This window comes from Psychrobacter glacincola, assembly GCF_904846075.1.
Taxonomy (GTDB): Bacteria; Pseudomonadota; Gammaproteobacteria; order Pseudomonadales; family Moraxellaceae; genus Psychrobacter; species Psychrobacter glacincola_C.
The window spans coordinates 411167-428732 of sequence record NZ_CAJGZH010000002.1; the positions used below are offsets into that span (position 1 = coordinate 411167).

Here is a 17566-nt window from a genome sequence, read left to right on the forward strand (position 1 = left end):
TGGATGATTTGATATTTTATCTGACATTAGCGCCCCTCAAAATCAATACGAGGATCAATTAAGTGATAACTTAAATCACTGATTAACTGCAATAATAGTCCGAGTAAAGTAAAGATAAATAGCGTACCGAATATCACAGGATAATCACGCTGTTGAATGGCTTCGAAGCCTAAGAGACCCAAACCATCAAGCTTAAAAATAATCTCAATCAAAAAATTACCGGCAAAGAAAATACCAACGATAGCCGCTGGAATACCCGCGATAATAATCAGCATGGCATTACGAAACACATGCCCGTATAACACTTGACGCTCAGCCAAGCCTTTGGCACGAGCAGTAAGCACATATTGCTTGCCGAGCTCTTCCAAAAAGCTAAACTTGGTCAAATAAGTCAAGCCCGCAAAACCGCCAATCGTACTTGCTAGCAGCGGTAGCGCTAAATGCCAAAAGTAATCTTTGATTTTACCCAGCGCGCTTAATTGATCGAAGTTCTCAGAGGTCAAGCCTTGCAGTGGAAAGATATTCCAGTAGCTACCACCGGCAAAAAACACCAGTAATATAACGGCAAATACGAAAACAGGTATTGCATGCCCGATAGCCAGTAGCATGGCAGTAACTTTATCAATCCCCGAGCCATGATGCATGGCTTTATAGATACCTAATGGAATCGCTATCATATAAATCAGCAACGTGCTCCAGAGCCCAAGCGAGATAGAAACGGGTAATTTCTCGATAATTAAATCTGTTACCGACTGTCCTTTAAAAAAAGACTCGCCGAAATCTAGCTGAGCGTAATTCTTTAACATGAGCCAAAAGCGCTCAGGTGCCGATTTATCAAAGCCGTATTGGGCATTAATCGCTGCAACCATTTCCTCAGATAAGCCACGCGTACCTTGATAGGTACTGTTATTTCCCGCACTACCTGCGCCAATATTACCGCCAAGTGCATTGTCTTTTGCACCTTGCTCAATAAGCGCCAGTTGCTGCTCGACAGGACCACCAGGCGCTGCTTGTACAATCACAAAGTTTGCGAGCAATATCAAAAAAAGCGTCGGTAATATCAGCAGTAACCTTTTTAAGATATAACGACCCATAACGGTGGCTTCCTAAGATAAAAACATAACAACAGAGAAAATGAGCAGCGACCACTTATCGACTTATTATTTGTTAAAGCATTGATTAGAACTTATGGCTTAAGCTTTAAAAGTTAGAAACTAGAAGCTATTTTTAAGCTCACGTAACGCAGCAAATACAGCCAAAGATTTATCATCATCGATAGTTGCTTTAGACTTCACCCCTGCTATCACACTCGGCTCTTGCGTCCGTAAAAACACATTGACTGCGCGCTCATGTTCTAGAGTGACTGGCAACGTCGGGATACCCTCGGCGTTTTTTTCTTCTGCTTGTGTCAAAGCTTGCTGCATCGCTTCATTAGCAGGCTCAATAGATAAGCCAAAGCGCAGATTACTAGCGGTATATTCGTGCGCAGGGTATAGCAAGGTATCGGTTGGCAAACCATTTAAACGCTTAAAGCTGTTGTGTAATTGCTCAATCGTCCCCGTAAATACCCGTCCGCATCCAGCACTAAATAAAGTATCGCCACAAAAGCAGTGCTTAAGCCCGTCAATCTCTAAAATATAAGCCACGTGGCTAGCAGTATGACCGGACACATCCCATACTTGTGCTGCACAGCCCCACGCACTGACGGTACTACCATCTTTGATGGTTTGATCTTCATCGACATTATGCTCAGTATGCGCAACCAGATGCGTCATCGGATAAGACTCTTGCAGTTCTGCGACACCGCCGATATGGTCATGATGATGATGAGTCGTCCAGATAGACGTCAGCTCTAATTTATTTTCTTCCAAATAACTCATGACAGGCTCAGCTTGACCAGGATCAATAACGATCGCCTGTTTATTATTTTCATTAATCAATGTCCAAATATAATTATCATTGAACGCTTTGATTGGGTGAATGCGGATAGTCATATTAAATCCTTACCAGTAGTTATCTTTATTGCTGATGTCTTTTATTGATTTTTTAAACGAAATAAAATTTTAAGATGAAGCGTTATTTCCTTTATTGTTCTAAATTATTGCTTCAAGTATTGGTTAACACGTGCTTCTGCTTCTTTATCCGTCCACCAGTAGTCAATACCGATGGCATTAGAGGGCAGTTTTTCAGTATGACGATATTGATCCCAATAGGCGACATTGGTCGCTGATTTGCCGTATAAGGGCACTAAATAATGACCAGCACGTAGTAGGCGATCGAGCACCTGAGTATATAAAACAATCTCATCACGATTTTTGGCTTTGCCTAACTGATCTATTACTGTGTCAATCGCCGTATTTTTAATACCAATAGTATTTCTATTACCCGCTTGGTCAGCGGCTGAGCTACCCCAAAAACCAACTTGTTCCGCACCAGGGGATAAACTCTGAGCAAATTTATCAACTATCATGTCGTAGTCAAAACGGCGTACCCGCTCATAATATTGTGGTCCGTCGACTTGACGTAACGTGGCATCAAATCCCAAGCGCTTTAAATTTCGAATATATGGCAGCAGCACCCGACCCATGGTTTCGCCTGTCATCAATATCTCAATCTGAGCAAGTTTTCCATTGGGCTGATATAGCTTCATATCGTTATAATAAAATCCAGCATCTAGCAACAGCTGCCGCGCTTCTAGTAACTCTTTACGGTTAAAGCCACTACCGTCACTGGTCGGCAATTGCCACTCCATTAATACGGCTTGACGTTGCAACGGTTCAAGCTTAGGTAATAAAGGCGTAAGCACCTGCATCTCTTCAGCAGATGGCACCCCTGTTGCGGCAAGCTCGGAGCCATGAAAGAAACTTTGCAAGCGTTCATACTGCCCATGAAACAAGGTCTTATTCATCCACTCAAAGTCATAAGCCTTGCTCAGTGCTTGGCGAACGCGAATATCTTGAAAGATGGAACGTCGCATATTCATGACTAGACCTTGCATCGGTACTGGGTTTTCGCTGCTGATCGTTTCTTTATTAATCATCCCTGCCTTGACTGCAGGGAAGTTATAACCCGTTGCCCAGTTCGAGGCTTTATTCTCAGGGCGAAAACGATATTGACCAGACTTAAAACCTTCGAAGGCAATCTCATCGCTTTGATAATAAACAAACTTAATCATATCGAAGTTATAACGACCGCGATTGACCATCAAATCACGACCCCAATAATTGGGATCACGTACATAGCTGACCGAGCGCCCTGCATCGACACGTCCTAACTTATAAGGTCCACTGCCCATCAATGGCGTCAACGTTATTTTTTCAAAATCCGTATCGATAGAGGACTTAGCAAAAATAGGAAACTGTCCGACGGTTAATAAAATCTCTTTATTATCATCAGAAGCAAAGACAAATTTGACTTGCTGCTTATCAACAACTTGAATGTCTTTAATATCACCCAAATAGCTGCGGATATACATCGGTCCTTTATTTAACAGTGCGTCATAAGTCGCTTTGACGTCACTACTGGTGACTGGCGTTCCATCCCAAAAACGGGCAGCAGGATTAATATGATAGATAATCCAACTGGTATCATCAGGGTCATAAGTGACCTTGCTCGCCAGCTGCGGATACATGGTAAAGGCTTCATTTAATGAGCCAGTCATCAAGGTGTCATAGAGATAATCGGTGCCAACCATCGCCACACCTGTGGTCATCCACTTGTTGGCCGCATTAAAGGTGCCGCGCGCATCGAGCGATAACGTGCCGCCTGTCGGTGCCTTTGGATTGGCATAAGGCATAAAAGGCGCATTAATATACTCAGTAGTACTATTATGACCAAGCGCAGTAGTGGTGATCGGCGCCGCGATACTAACTGGTATCCAGCTCGCCATTGCTCCTAATGTTGCCACTAACAAGATGACTTTTAGCATGGTATTTTTTATCATAATAAAGTTATAACAAACCCTTGTGCTAGCCCAATGAGTATGATGAAATTTTACTTAAGTGCTACCATATAATTGAAAAGAGTGAGTGCTGCAGAATTTTATCATAACAAACTTAGGTTTTTTAACCTAATGATTTGCAGCGTTAGAGTTGCTACATGATGCATCATTTATCTTAAAAGAATACTAACGTGTATAAAAAAAGACGCAGCTTATAAAAGTTGCGTCTTTTATTTTAAAGTCTATGCATAATTTATGCGTGTTTTTTCTCAAACGCAATCATAAAGTCAACCAACTGCTGCACCCAATCTAATGACACTGCATTGTAAATGCTGGCACGCATACCGCCCACATCGCGGTGACCTTTTAGATTCATCAATCCTGCCGCTTCCGAATCTTCTAAGAATACTTTATCAAGGCTGCTGTCGGCTAAGGTAAAAGGCACATTCATGATAGAGCGATATTTGGGGTCAACTGGATTGCTATAAAAGCTGCTATCATCAATCGTTTTATAGAGTAAATCGGCTTTTTGTTGGTTGATTTTGCCGATAGCAGCGACGCCGCCCTGCTCCTCTAGCCAATCAAATACCAGCCCTGCCAAATACCAAGAGTAAGTCGCTGGTGTGTTTGACATTGATTCTTTTTCAGCTTGGTGCTCATAGTTCATCAGCAGTGGGCACCATTCACTCGCTTGACCTAATAGGTCTTCACGGATAATCACGATAATCAGACCTGCTGGCCCGATATTTTTTTGCGCACCCGCGTAAATCATGCCAAATTTAGAGACGTCAATTGGCTGTGACAAAATGCAAGAAGACATATCGACGACAATCGGCGCATCGACTTGTGGCGGCTCAAATATTTGCAAACCATGAATGGTTTCGTTGGCACAGTAATGAAAATAAGCGGCATCTTTGCTAATATTCCACTCGCTCTCGGCTAGTACATCAGTAAAGCTGCTACCTTTGCCTGTTGCAACTTCGTTAACTTCACCAAGACCTAGTTTGGCATAGCGCTGGGCTTCTTTGACCGCTTTACCAGACCATGCACCCGTCGTTAGATAGTCTGCGCGCCCACCATTTAGCAAGTTTAATGGAATCGCTGAAAACTGTAAGCTAGCACCACCTTGTAAAAACAGCACTTTATAGTTATCTGGAATGTCCATCAATGAGCGCAATTTGGCTTCGGCTTTTTCGGTAATGGCGATGTATTCTTTACTACGGTGACTCACTTCCATGACCGACATGCCGCGTCCCTGCCAATCAAGCAACTCTTCTTGAGCGCGTGATAATACGGCCGTCGGTATAGTAGCAGGTCCCGCTGAAAAATTGGGTACGCGGTTAGGAGCGGCTTTATTGGTCATAATCAATATCCTAAATATGATGAAGTCATCGTGGTTATTAAAGGTTGAATGTTGAATGTTGAATTTATCGTTATTTTTTAATCTCTATCATAGTAAGTGGTAAGCCTTTAACTGTGACTCGATAACTGCTCCCAAAGCTGACGTTTGAGATTACTATCAGTAAGCATCTCATCCAACGTGGGTGCAGTCGTCAGGTTAGGATGCTCAAGACCGTCAGGCAACACTGTCAATGCGGCAATTTTTATCTCTTCGCTACGGCCGATTTTAAAGACGTATCCAGCAAGACTGGCATTGGCAAGCTCAGCCGTATCCATACCTTCACAGATAGGGAACGATGTCGTCTCACAACTGATGGATAACGCTTGGGTGATATTTTGCCACAGTTTTTGGCTGTCATGATTAAGTGCTTGGATATCCACCAAAATCACCCAATCACCATAACGACCACCTTGTAAATCAAAGGGTGCTACCTTTTTAAAGCTTTCCTCTTGAAAGCCCTCTTCTTTAAAACTGCCATTTTCAAAGCTCGAAGCGTCATTTATATCAACAATAGAAGTTTGCTGTACAACAGTATCTACAAAGGAGGTAACGGCGGGCTTAGAGATGTCAGGGGTAGTCGAGTCAAAACTATAGGTAACGGGGCTTTGCTGGTCAGAATAGCTTAAATCTGTATCATTAGCGTCATCATAATAGTGATTAGTAGACTCATCATCCACTATACCTGATAGCGAATCAGCAGATGCTGAATGCGACATCCCAATGCTTATATCTTCACCATTGGGAGACTCAATAGTTGGCTGTTCAGTGGTCGGAGCAGCAGCAACAGAGGCAATGCTGGTATTAGCGATAGTCGAGTGAGTGGTAGCCGGATCAGGCAGAGTAGGCGCAGAAATATCTGCGATATTCATGGTTTCAGAGCTCGGCTGCACCCACTGATTGATACCCATCATCGCTAAAATCTGGCGCTGCTGCATGCGCTGCTGCAATACAATTAGCGGCTCTTGGATATCACTCATGCTTATTTACTATCCTACTTATCTAAAATGAATTTACAGGCTTTTACTATCAAAAGAAATGCTATTAAGAAAAGGTCAAGAACATATCGTTTCTTGCCAGCAAAACAATTACTTAAGTACCATCAACTAAATTGCTCAAAAAAGCTGCCGAACGCCTAACCAATGATTGGCTAACATGGACAAGCAATCATATTCATCTTGACTGACTATCGTATCGTGTAACATCACCGTATGCAATGTGCTCAGCCATTGCCGGTAAGTATGATAAGCATAAGAATGACTGTCATTGCCTGCGTTGACGTCTTGTCTATGAGCATTATAATCTATTTGATCGCCGCCCTGTTGCCTCTGTCTATAATTATCATCACCTTTGGCTTTAGAACTAGATGATTGACTGGCAGGCGCTATAAAAATAGGCACCGCTTCTATCACTGCCAATAACTGGATACTATTTATATTTTGCGCAGTCAATAGTATCCATTGCAAATTTGCGTCACTAACGGCGGCTAAGTCAATATCAATCAAACGTGCATGACGCCGCAAATCCACAATATAGTGAGCAATACTGTCATTATTATAGCCGAGTACTGAAATAGGTGCTGAAATGTGTACTGAGCTATCTAGTGCTGATACGACCTGACCCTTAACATCTTTTGATAGCCGATAAGCCAATAAAATAAGCATTGTTTTCGCCGCAACATCGAGACCATCAAATACCTGTCCTGAAGGGTCAAGCTGGTCATAAATATCATCTCTACTCGCTTGCAATGCTTGCTGCCATAACAATAATAGCTGAGGCTGAGCATGCACGTGTGTCTCGTTTAATACAGTAGACAATATCGGTAATAATTGCTGCAGCTGTAGCGCTTGCCATAATGATAAAATCGATGGCAACCGAGAGTCGATTTTTCCTGAGTACGTTGATACTGGCTTAGTTTTATCCATAGCACCATCTTCACTAGCTATGTTATCAGCCAAATGTTGACTTAAATCCGCCGTTAGATAGTGTTCAAATAGCTCAATGATACCCTGTTGATAGCGCATCAGCATTGTACGACACTTTTTTTGCTGCACATAATGTTGATGATCTTGATTGCTATGACTCGATTCATATCTTAAGCGTGATTCATTGATAGCAATTTCTGACAGGTCATGCTGACTCAGTTGCTTTATTGCCAATGCAATCAATGCGTTGTCTAAACGCCTATCAAGATGTGCCACTGCCGCTAATAATTTATGATCTATCGTATGCGCTAAAAATTGGGGGTGGCTGCTAATATTAGCGCTAGCGTTATTATCGATTTCAGCAGCAGACGTTTTATCGTTAGCAAGTTCAAGCCAGATATCACTCAAGTCATAACTCTCAGTCGTTGATAATATGCGACCTTGATGGCATAACATAACAGCTTCAATCAAAGCTTGCGCCCCGAGCGGGTGATAACTGTGATTGAGTATATACTGCGGCAGTGAAACTTTTTGTCTATCGTCGATACCAATCAATGTATCCGATGGCAAATCGCTATCATGTTTTGCTTGCCATGGCTTGAGCAACTGATGAATACCGGTATTTTGCGCTTGAATCTGTAAACGTCCTTCAACAATGACATCTTTCTCGATAACAAACTCTAGCCCCTTATCTTCGTTCAACTCATTCTTTATTTCATTTGCAGGAAAAGCAGTAATTTCTTTGTCTATAACATCATTGCTGTTATTAGTAAGGCTTTTATCGTTATTGCTTTTATTGTTATCTAATCCTGATTGAGTTTCAAATATTGATGATTGAGTATTTTTTTCTTTTTTATTTTTGCTTAGGCTATTTGCTTTTATGACACCCCAATCCCCTAATCGCCGCTGCTCATATATCTCTTTTATTTTCTGTTGATTTATGCGCTTTTCTTTAGCTACTTTTACCGCAAAATCATGATAAGCGTGGGCATTAATGGCACTCATTCGCTCAGCCAAGCTCGGATGGGTAGCAAACCAAGAGACGTCACCCAAATCAGCACCACTACTGGCAAAGAAGAAATGACTAAGACCATTGATATCGGCGATACTGGTTAAGCGCGAACCAAGCGAATCTTGATGAATGGCTTGTAAGGTTTCCATAATAGCCGGCGAGCGTGTCAGCTGCACGCTGGTGGCATCGGCGAGCAATTCACGCTGGCGATTAAAGCTGTGTTTAATCAGTTGCGCACTGGCCATACTCGAAAAACTCAATCCATGTATTAACAACGTCCAAATATTGCGCGGTGCTTGACTATCGAACTTATTATTATTTTGTAGCCATCGTGACTGGCTCTTAGCTGACGACTGCTGGCTTTGTGATTGACTTTGCCAATAGCTTACCCATTCACTATGGGTGGTAAAGCTTGCTGTTTGTGCCTCAGTGCTACGCGCATGGCTATCGACGGCTCTTTGTGACAAGAGATTGCGTCGATTGACCGCATCATCAAAATAATTGTGATGGCTATTCTGATGATTGCGTTGATTACCAGTGCCAAAATTATTAATAGAATCACTCCAGTCATAGAGTAATTGCAAGCCTGCCAGCACCACCATCAGTTGCAAATTAAACGTCGCATCACCATGCAAGATATGACCATATTCATGCCCTATCAGTCCATACAGCCCTTCATCGGACAGCTTATCAAGCGCGCCTTGAGTGACGACCAATACCATATCTTGACTATGACGACCAGCAACGAAGCCGTTAATACCTTGCTCATCAGGCAGTACATACAGAATCGGCATACGTACACCCGAAGCAATGGCTAGCTGCTGGGCAATCTCATAATAACGACGGTAGACAGGCGGGAAGTCTCGCTCATCACGCACGGCGATATGGTGGGCGCTGAAACGAACCTTTGGTATGGGCCCATGCTGATGGGCAACCCCTTGACTATGCTCCCACGCGTCTTGGCTGTGGTCGATAAACAGCCGAACCCCGCCCACACGCTGAGCAATAGCGCGACCACCGGCTTCTAAACGTCTGTACTCTAAAAAACTACCGATCACAAAGCTACCGATTGTCCAGATAGCAACCAGTATCAACACCCAATGATAAATGCCACCAGTAAATATCGTTAGCAGCAGCGCCATGATACCCAGCGCTACTGCCAGATGGGCAAAGACAATAAGAAAAAATAGCCCATAGAGCAACAGACTTCGCTGGGTACGGGTGCGTTGTTCACCAAAAAAATCCATCTATATGCCTGACTTAAAAATAGCTAAACGCATCTGAACATATGAATATAATTCAATATCAGCCCATATTGACGACAGGTGCTTGAGCGATCACCTTTCTGTCTTCAAAAACTAGCGGGCTTAACGGGCGAAAGCCAAAAGTCGTACTAATAAGATTGTTGGGAAATACCTCGCGGTCATTGTTGTAGAACATCACGCTGTCATTATAGTGCTGACGGGCGAAGCCAATGCGGTTCTCAGTATTGGTCAGCTCATCCATCAACTCTTTAATCATGCTGTCCGCCTTTAGCTCAGGGTAAGCTTCCACAACCGCTGAAAACTGCCCTAACGCTTTAGACAGCATACTCTCAGCTTTGGCAAATAGCGCCATATGCTCAAGCGAGTCTGGCTGATGTGTATTGGAGTCTTGCAAGCTCTGGGCATGATTACGTGCACTAATCACACGGGTCAGCGTCTCTTCTTCATGCGTCAGATAGCGTTTAGCAGTTTCAACCAAATTTGGAATCAAATCATGACGGCGCTTCAGTTGTACATCTATTTGAGCAAAACCATTTTTCGCTTGATTGCGAGCGCGTACCAATTTATTAAATATAGATACGCCAAACACAATCACTAGTAGCACAAAGGCAATGAACAACCAAACAAACATCTTCATAAGAAAACCCTAAAGTGTCCAGAATGTTAATAAAAGTTAATACATTGTATTTTAACCCATCTTAATCAATCAAAGGTCAAAATCGGACAAAAAAAGGTCGAAAAAAAGCCCTTTACAATGAAGGGCTTAATAGATCAAACGAGCATTTTTGATTAAATATCAAAACAGGTATCAAATTTTAGGCAAAAAAAAGCGACTCCAAAAGCAAATCCTCGGCACACACTGTGACTATTACCGTTGCTACCTTCCGGTCCTGGCGGGGTTCATAGAACAATGTTGCGAGGCTACCAATGGAGCCACCAGTTGCAAATTATACAAGAATTTTTAAATATTACAACCCCTATCGTAAAACTCTTTCTTTTACCTCAAAACGCCCTGTAACTTAGGTGACAAAATTCTCACAGCAAGCCTGTTAAATTTTGCTATTTTAGTTGAGGAAGCTGAGCATACTCGGTATCAACTAATAACTAAAATGGACAGCTTCTCATATAAAGGCGAGTCTTACTTATTGTATGGCTCACCTAAATACTATTGATATAACTCACTCAGGAGATCATTGTGAAAACCACTTTACTTAATAAAGCCGCTCTAACGACTGGTACTGCATTTCTACTCACAGCCATGATGGGTAGCGCGCATGCAGAACCAACAGGCTACGATCAGCTTACTTTTCAGACAGAAGTAAAAGAAGAAATCCAAAATGATGAAGTACGGGCCAGCTTATATAAAAAAGCGCAGGCAACGGATTCTAAAACTCTAGCGACAACGCTCAACACCTCAATTAATAATGCCATGAAAATTGCTAAGCGCTATCCAACGGTTACCGTGAGCACCGGACAACAGCGCACCTACCCTCGCTATGATAAAAATGACAAAATCATTGGCTGGACAGGACAAGCAAACATCGATTTAAAGAGCACCGACTTTGCAGCAACCAGCCAACTCATCGCTGACCTACAAGAAACGCTGGTGATGGACAATCTGAACTTTGGTGTCTCAGATACTAAGAAGGATGCGCTTGAGCAAAAGCTGATGACCAATGCGTCTCGTGCCTTTCAGCAACAAGCTAAAAACCTAACACGCGCTTGGGATGCTCGTGGCTATCGTGTGGTCAATGTGAATTTAAATACAGGTAGCAACTACCCACGTCCGATGTATAGTGCTATGAGTATGAAAGCAGGCGCAGCAGACGAATCAGTACCTAGCCAAAGTTTTGAATCTGGCAATAGCACTATCTCAGTGACTGCTAACGGTACGATTGAATTGACTAAATAAGCTATAAATACATAGAATTGATAAATATCCTGATAAACATAAAGGCAAGTGCTGCAATCAGCGCTTGCCTTTATGCTTATATAGAAGAAATCAACTTATAAAGTTACTCTATTTTGTATGGGTTCTTATACTTATCCATGATTGACACATTGACTATAAGTTAATTTATCACGGGTTGCTCAAGCGTCATAGGTTTATCCACTATAGGCTTAGTAAATGATTGCATATTCGGTTGTTTGCCCTCTTGACGCATTTTTAACAGTACTTTTTGATACCAAGGTAGATTTTGATAAGCTAAAAGCTGTTGCGCGATTTTCTTATTATTTTGCAATGTTGTATTGTTTTGAATCACATAAACCGTACGCTCTACTTGTTTGAGTGTTTGACCTTTCTCATTTTTTAACACGGCTTTTATGTTGTGCGATCCTGGTAAAACATCTACCGTTGCAATCGAGGCGCTAAGACCTTGCGCGACTTCATTACCATCCAAATAAATACTAACACTATCACCTGTTTGTAAGTTCGGCTTCACTTGCACATTAACATCAATGCTTTGGGCTGGGCGACGATATGCACGTTCTGCGCTTGGTTCAGTAATAGCAAGCTGATAATTGACGACTGGTTTGGCGTCAGGGCTATTTTTAGCAGCCGTATTTTGCGTAGTAGTATTAACATTACTAGAATGAGGTTGACTACTCGTGTTATCACTGTTACTTGAGCTGACGCGACTTTCTTTCGTCATGACACCCGTCTGGCTGATTTGTTTACCTGCCTGCTGCTCATAATTTTGCGGGCGATCGGTAAAGGTGACTTGACCAGTTTTTTCGTCAATAACTTTATAAATAGGCGCAGCATTTGCCAAAGGGGCGTAGAGAGTTGCCATACTAATCATCGTAGCAGCAATCAGTGCCAACCCTAACTTACTGTTTGAAAAAACTGGTTTTGATAATGAAGTCATAGTCAGTCAACCTAATGAGTACTTAATATTATGAATATCTATTATGCGATACTTTGGGCGTTAAATCAGTAATAATTTCAAAGAGGACATATCTGTTGATTTAGTAAATTATTATTGAGACGTAAAAAAACCAGCTAAGATTGCCTTAACTGGTTTTATGAATTGAGCTTGCTATGAGCGTATTAGCTATAAATTAGCAACTGTAGTATAAGTCAAACTCAACGGGATGCACGGTTACATTGACACGTTGCACTTCTTCTTCTTTCAAAGCGATGAACGCCTCTAGCATGTCTTCAGTGAATACATCACCTTTTAACAAGAACTCATGATCATCACGCAGGGCTTGTAATGCAACTTCTAAGCTCTCCGCAACGGTTGGGATGAGCGCTTCTTCTTCTGGTGGTAAGTCATACAAGTTTTTGTCAGCCGCTTCACCTGGATGTATTTTATTTTGAATACCATCAAGACCTGCCATTAGTAACGCTGCAAATGTTAAGTATGGGTTGGCTGCTGGATCAGGGAAACGTGCTTCAACACGTACCGCTTTTGGGCTGCTAACATGTGGAATACGGATAGACGCTGAGCGGTTAGACGCTGAGTACGCAAGTTTGATAGGCGCTTCATAATGCGGCACTAGGCGCTTATAGCTATTAGTCGATGGGTTGGTAATCGCATTCAACGCACGCGCATGCTTGATAATACCACCGATAAAATACAGTGCAGATTCAGAAAGACCCGCATACTCATCACCTGAGAAAGTATTGACACCATCTTTGGAGATTGACATATGCACATGCATGCCTGAACCATTGTCACCAACGATTGGTTTTGGCATAAAGGTAGCCGTTTTGCCAAACTGATGCGCAACATTATGCACAACATACTTTAACTGCTGTACTTCATCGGCTTTTTTGACTAGCGTATTGAAAGCGACACCAATTTCTGACTGGCAAGGCGCAACTTCATGGTGATGAACTTCGACACAGCCTTCGCCGATGATTTCTTCTAAACGCTCACACATAACAGAGCGCATGTCTTGCGAGCTATCGATTGGTGGTACTGGGAAGTAAGCGCCTTTAACACGTGGACGATGTCCCATGTTGCCCCACTCATAGTCATTGTTAGTCGACCATGCCGCTTCTTCGGCTGTGATCTTGTGGCTAACGCCAGACATATCAATTGACCATTTCACATCATCAAATATAAAAAACTCAGGCTCAGGACCAAAATAAGCAGTATCGCCAATGCCTGTTGACTTCAAGTACTCTTCGGCGCGGCGCGCAATAGAACGTGGGTCACGATCATAACCTTGTAGCGTTGATGGCTCGATGATATCGCAAGTAACAACTACGGTAAGTGAATCAAAGAACGGGTCAAGAAAAGCCGTCTCTGGATCAGGACGCAAGATCATATCTGACGCTTCGATACCTTTCCAACCAGCGATAGATGAGCCATCAAACATCTTGCCATCTTCCATCACTTCTTCGTCAACGCTATGCGCTGGAAAGCTGATATGTTGCTCTTTACCACGTGTATCAGTGAAGCGAAAATCAACCCATTTAGCATTAGAGGATTGGATAAGATCTAGTAGTTTGTTCGACATAAATAGTCTCCGTTGTGTTGATTAGGTTATTGCGATTTAAAATTATAGGTACAATCTGTTGGTTAAAAATCTCTGGTTTGATAACAGTCAGCGCTGCGTTTAGAGCTAAATATCCTGTTTAATATTATGCTTATTCTCAGCACTGTCAATATTATTAGTCAAGATAGTCACCTGAGTTATGCGCTTAATAAGACCCGCCAGTGTTTTGGTTCGATATTATTCTAACAACATATCACTCATTATGCTGAACTCTTCAGGCACTCGTTAATAATAATTATTGAACCACTTTATCACCAAAGATAATCATAACAGTAATAATGCAAAGGCTATGCCAGTTTTTTATAATAAAAAAAATATCGAAGACATAAGGATAGTTATTAATAATAATTACAGTAACTTATAATACCTTTGACAATATTGCAGCCGTAGATTTATCGTCAGTGGTGTCATGCAAATTGTTTATCCAGGATCATTAATAACGCATTTACGCACTAAATTAGTGCATATTGAATGTATAAATAAAAATTATGTACTTTTTTAGTGCGTTTGAGATGTTAACGAATGTCATCCAATAAGCAAAATGTATTGTTATTCACCGCTTATTTGGGTCGCCTGCACCCTACATTTGATAGTCTACAAAATAGTGGTAAGATAACGGCGTTATATAACCATCTTCATAAGTAGAACCCAATAAGTAGAACGCTAATGATTCTGATGATCGATAATTACGACAGCTTTACGTACAATATTGTACAGTACTTCGGTGAATTACAGCAGGACATCACCGTCTGGCGTAACGATCAAACCACTATTGAAAATATTAGAACCCTTGCGCCAGATGCGATCGTCATTGGCCCCGGTCCCTGCGATCCTGATCAGGCTGGTATCTCTCTAGAAGCTATCAAGACTTTTCAGGGCGTGATACCGATACTAGGTATTTGCCTAGGACATCAGGCAATTGGACAAGCATTTGGTGGACAAGTGGTCAAGGCTGGCGAAGTCATGCATGGCCGCTTATCCGCCGTTTATCATACTGACCAAGGTGTCTTTGTAGGCTTGCCTAATCCCGTACAAGTCACGCGCTATCATTCGCTTGTCATTGATAAAACCAGCCTGCCCGATTGTCTTGAGCTGACCGCATGGACACAAAACAGTGATGGCAGTATTGAAGAAATCATGGGTATCCATCATAAAACGTTTGCGATAGAAGGGGTACAATTCCATCCTGAGTCTATCTTAAGCGAAGCAGGTTATCAGCTGCTCAACAATTTTTTGCAAACGCATCATTTGTCAGTACTAACCTCAGATGAACTACCACAAGTCGGCTAACAGTTTATTAAAGCATGTTCTAAAAAAGCCGTTAATAACAAAATTAAAATAAAACCTATTCTATTGATAATTTAAAATTAACGTATAAAAATATTAAGAGAGATCATAATGAGTACGACAAAAATAAATAAAAGTCCTACCCCAACTAATATTGCTCAACTGTCTGATGAAGACACACATACGCTACTGACGACGGCTTTGGGGCGAATTTTTCAGCACATTGATTTAACCTTTGATGAGATGTATCAGGTGATGCTGATTATCATGCAAGGCAGATGTAGCGACGCCATGATGGGGGCTATTTTGACTGGTCTGCGTATGAAAGGTGAGTCCATCGATGAGATTACTGCCTCTGCCAGTGCAATGCGTGCGTTAGCAGCCAATATCGAACCAAATGACTGTAATTACTTAGTCGATATCGTCGGAACTGGCGGTGATGGTGCCAATTTATTCAACGTTTCTACTGCGTCAGCATTGGTTGCTGCCGCTGCTGGTGCGCAAGTGGCAAAACATGGTAACCGCGGCGTCTCTACCAACTCTGGTAGCTCAGATTTGCTTGAGCAAGCAGGTATCAGTCTGGCGCTTACCCCTGAGCAATCTAAAGCGTGTATCGAAAACCAAGGTATCGGCTTTTTGTTTGCGCCCAATCATCACAGTGCGATGCGTTATGCCAATCCAGTACGCCGCGAGCTCAAAGCGCGTACCATCTTTAATATTTTAGGACCATTAACCAACCCTGCTGGCACACCCAATCTGGTAATCGGTGTCTTTACCGCTCAGCTGTGCGAGCCTATCGCTAAAGTCATGAAAAACTTAGGCGCACGTCATGTCATGGTTGTGGGCGCAAAAGACGGTTTGGATGAAATCAGTCTCGCTACCTCAACCACTGTCGCTGAATTAAAAGACGGTGCGATATCTGTTTATGAGATGATGCCAGAAGATGCAGGTATTGAGTCACAAACCCTTATCGGTCTCGATGTAGATTCTCCAGCGCAAAGTCTTGAGCTGATTCGCGCGGCTCTATCAGGAGAAAACTCTCAAGACCGTGCCGTCCTTAAAGCACGTGATATGATTGCACTAAATGCAGGCGCGGCTATATATACCGCAGGGCTTGCCAGCAACTATGCTAATGGTGTGAGTCGGGCACAAAAAGTCATTCAGAACGGTGATGCCCTACTCAAGCTCGAGTCTCTCGCCAAATACACGCAGCAACTGGTGACTCCTGCTTAACGGCTAAGCACCATTACTGTGCACTCTAGCTATTTTGTCTATTTACATTCAACGATATTCGGATACCCGCATGACTCATACAGAAATTAAGACAGATATTCCTTCCGTACTGCAACGCATTGTCGCCACTAAAGTGGAAGAAGTAAATGCCGCACGCGAGGTATTATCTCTTGAAGATTTACAAGCACAAGTAGCGGCGGATAACAAACCACGTCGTGGCTTTGCGGCGGCGCTGCGAGCGGCTAGCACTAAAGAGCATGGTATTGGTATCATCGCTGAGATTAAAAAAGCCTCTCCTTCTAAGGGCGTTATCAATCACAACTTCGCGCCTGCCCTATTTGCCAAGCAATACGAGCAAGCCGGCGCCAGCTGTCTGTCTGTATTGACTGATCGCGATTATTTCCAAGGTGATGATAGCTATCTTATTCAAGCAGCTAATGCGGTAAGCCTACCGATACTGCGTAAAGATTTTATGATAGATGTGTACCAGATCTATCAATCTTATCTGATGGGCGCTGACTGTATTTTACTCATTATGGCCTGCCTTGACGACATCCAAGTACAAGAGCTGCATGCGCTAAGTATCGAATTGGGTATGGATGTATTGATAGAAGTCCATACTAAAGCTGAACTTGAACGTGCGCTACAGCTACCGCGCTCAGCGCATAATATTTACGGTATTAATAATCGTGATTTGAATACTTTCGATGTCGACTTACAAACCACGCTAGATCTAAAAAATATTTTAATCGACGCACTGGCGGCTGATATGGACAGCACGCTTAAACCGCTTATCGTCACCGAAAGTGGCATTCATAATAGCGCTGATATTCATTTGATGTTGAAGCACAATATTCAGCACTTTTTAATCGGTGAACAGTTCATGAAGACTGATCATCCTGGACAAGCGTTACAATCCTTACTTGCGGGCGTCGCAGCAGACGGGTAAAGTGGCTTAAGTCCACTAAACAGTTTAAATCAGTCCATCATTCA

General features: G+C 42.5%; 13 protein-coding genes and 1 other RNA gene. 4 read left to right on the forward strand and 10 right to left on the reverse strand.

Annotation, left to right across the window (positions count from 1 at the left end; genetic code table 11):
• Positions 1–26: 26 nt before the first annotated feature.
• The 8 genes from yejB to ffs form a co-directional block, all read right to left on the reverse strand.
• Complete coding sequence (yejB, locus tag JMW85_RS07790) at positions 27–1094, reverse strand: microcin C ABC transporter permease YejB (RefSeq protein ID WP_201581368.1); 1068 nt, start codon at positions 1092–1094, stop codon at positions 27–29.
• Positions 1095–1214: 120 nt separating this feature from the next.
• A complete protein-coding gene (gloB, locus tag JMW85_RS07795; RefSeq protein ID WP_201581369.1) occupies positions 1215–1994 on the reverse strand; it encodes a hydroxyacylglutathione hydrolase in 780 nt (259 codons plus the stop codon).
• 104 nt (positions 1995–2098) lie between these two features.
• Positions 2099–3943 (reverse strand): extracellular solute-binding protein, encoded by a 1845-nt coding sequence (locus tag JMW85_RS07800; RefSeq protein ID WP_201581370.1) that lies wholly within the window; start codon positions 3941–3943, stop codon positions 2099–2101.
• Positions 3944–4193: 250 nt separating this feature from the next.
• Complete coding sequence (gene serC / locus JMW85_RS07805) at positions 4194–5303, reverse strand: 3-phosphoserine/phosphohydroxythreonine transaminase (RefSeq protein WP_201581371.1); 1110 nt, start codon at positions 5301–5303, stop codon at positions 4194–4196.
• A 107-nt stretch (positions 5304–5410) separates the two neighbouring features.
• Positions 5411–6319 (reverse strand): hypothetical protein, encoded by a 909-nt coding sequence (locus JMW85_RS07810; protein WP_201581372.1) that lies wholly within the window; start codon positions 6317–6319, stop codon positions 5411–5413.
• Between the two features lie 135 nt (positions 6320–6454).
• Complete coding sequence (locus JMW85_RS07815) at positions 6455–9523, reverse strand: M48 family metalloprotease (protein ID WP_201581373.1); 3069 nt, start codon at positions 9521–9523, stop codon at positions 6455–6457.
• Between the two features lie 58 nt (positions 9524–9581).
• On the reverse strand, positions 9582–10178 hold the full coding sequence (locus JMW85_RS07820) for a LemA family protein (protein ID WP_083475715.1): 597 nt from the start codon (positions 10176–10178) through the stop codon (positions 9582–9584).
• A 196-nt stretch (positions 10179–10374) separates the two neighbouring features.
• An RNA gene (ffs, locus tag JMW85_RS07825) (signal recognition particle sRNA small type) lies at positions 10375–10471 on the reverse strand.
• Positions 10472–10799: 328 nt separating this feature from the next.
• Here ffs and JMW85_RS07830 point away from each other — a divergent pair.
• Positions 10800–11453: an SIMPL domain-containing protein gene (locus tag JMW85_RS07830; RefSeq protein ID WP_372862538.1), complete on the forward strand. Its 654-nt coding sequence runs from the start codon at positions 10800–10802 to the stop codon at positions 11451–11453.
• Positions 11454–11613: 160 nt separating this feature from the next.
• Here the strand turns inward: JMW85_RS07830 and JMW85_RS07835 are convergent, their stop codons facing one another.
• Positions 11614–12411 carry a DUF4124 domain-containing protein gene (locus JMW85_RS07835; RefSeq protein ID WP_201581374.1) on the reverse strand — a complete coding sequence of 266 codons (798 nt, stop codon included), beginning with the start codon at positions 12409–12411 and terminating at the stop codon, positions 11614–11616.
• Positions 12412–12604: 193 nt separating this feature from the next.
• The gene (glnA, locus tag JMW85_RS07840; RefSeq protein ID WP_055124883.1) at positions 12605–14014 is read right to left on the reverse strand and encodes a type I glutamate--ammonia ligase; all 1410 of its coding nucleotides are present in this window, start codon (positions 14012–14014) and stop codon (positions 12605–12607) included.
• Positions 14015–14719: 705 nt separating this feature from the next.
• Here glnA and JMW85_RS07845 point away from each other — a divergent pair.
• The 3 genes from JMW85_RS07845 to trpC all read left to right on the forward strand — a co-directional run bounded on the left by JMW85_RS07845 (position 14720) and on the right by trpC (position 17522).
• Positions 14720–15343: an anthranilate synthase component II gene (locus tag JMW85_RS07845; protein WP_201581375.1), complete on the forward strand. Its 624-nt coding sequence runs from the start codon at positions 14720–14722 to the stop codon at positions 15341–15343.
• Positions 15344–15451: 108 nt separating this feature from the next.
• On the forward strand, positions 15452–16573 hold the full coding sequence (trpD, locus tag JMW85_RS07850) for an anthranilate phosphoribosyltransferase (RefSeq protein ID WP_201581376.1): 1122 nt from the start codon (positions 15452–15454) through the stop codon (positions 16571–16573).
• Between the two features lie 70 nt (positions 16574–16643).
• Complete coding sequence (gene trpC / locus JMW85_RS07855) at positions 16644–17522, forward strand: indole-3-glycerol phosphate synthase TrpC (protein WP_201581377.1); 879 nt, start codon at positions 16644–16646, stop codon at positions 17520–17522.
• The last annotated feature ends 44 nt before the right edge of the window (positions 17523–17566 follow it).

Excerpts from the sequence above, each read along its gene's own strand:
- JMW85_RS07815 (WP_201581373.1), bottom strand. The coding sequence starts at position 9,523 with ATGGATTTTTTTGGTGAACAACGCACCCGTACCCAGCGAAGTCTGTTG.
- JMW85_RS07800 (WP_201581370.1), bottom strand. The coding sequence starts at position 3,943 with ATGATAAAAAATACCATGCTAAAAGTCATCTTGTTAGTGGCAACATTA.
- glnA (WP_055124883.1), bottom strand. The coding sequence starts at position 14,014 with ATGTCGAACAAACTACTAGATCTTATCCAATCCTCTAATGCTAAATGG.
- serC (WP_201581371.1), bottom strand. The coding sequence starts at position 5,303 with ATGACCAATAAAGCCGCTCCTAACCGCGTACCCAATTTTTCAGCGGGA.
- JMW85_RS07810 (WP_201581372.1), bottom strand. The coding sequence starts at position 6,319 with ATGAGTGATATCCAAGAGCCGCTAATTGTATTGCAGCAGCGCATGCAG.
- trpD (WP_201581376.1), top strand. The coding sequence starts at position 15,452 with ATGAGTACGACAAAAATAAATAAAAGTCCTACCCCAACTAATATTGCT.
- JMW85_RS07830 (WP_372862538.1), top strand. The coding sequence starts at position 10,800 with ATGATGGGTAGCGCGCATGCAGAACCAACAGGCTACGATCAGCTTACT.
- JMW85_RS07845 (WP_201581375.1), top strand. The coding sequence starts at position 14,720 with ATGATTCTGATGATCGATAATTACGACAGCTTTACGTACAATATTGTA.
- JMW85_RS07820 (WP_083475715.1), bottom strand. The coding sequence starts at position 10,178 with ATGAAGATGTTTGTTTGGTTGTTCATTGCCTTTGTGCTACTAGTGATT.
- gloB (WP_201581369.1), bottom strand. The coding sequence starts at position 1,994 with ATGACTATCCGCATTCACCCAATCAAAGCGTTCAATGATAATTATATT.
- yejB (WP_201581368.1), bottom strand. The coding sequence starts at position 1,094 with ATGGGTCGTTATATCTTAAAAAGGTTACTGCTGATATTACCGACGCTT.
- JMW85_RS07835 (WP_201581374.1), bottom strand. The coding sequence starts at position 12,411 with ATGACTTCATTATCAAAACCAGTTTTTTCAAACAGTAAGTTAGGGTTG.
- trpC (WP_201581377.1), top strand. The coding sequence starts at position 16,644 with ATGACTCATACAGAAATTAAGACAGATATTCCTTCCGTACTGCAACGC.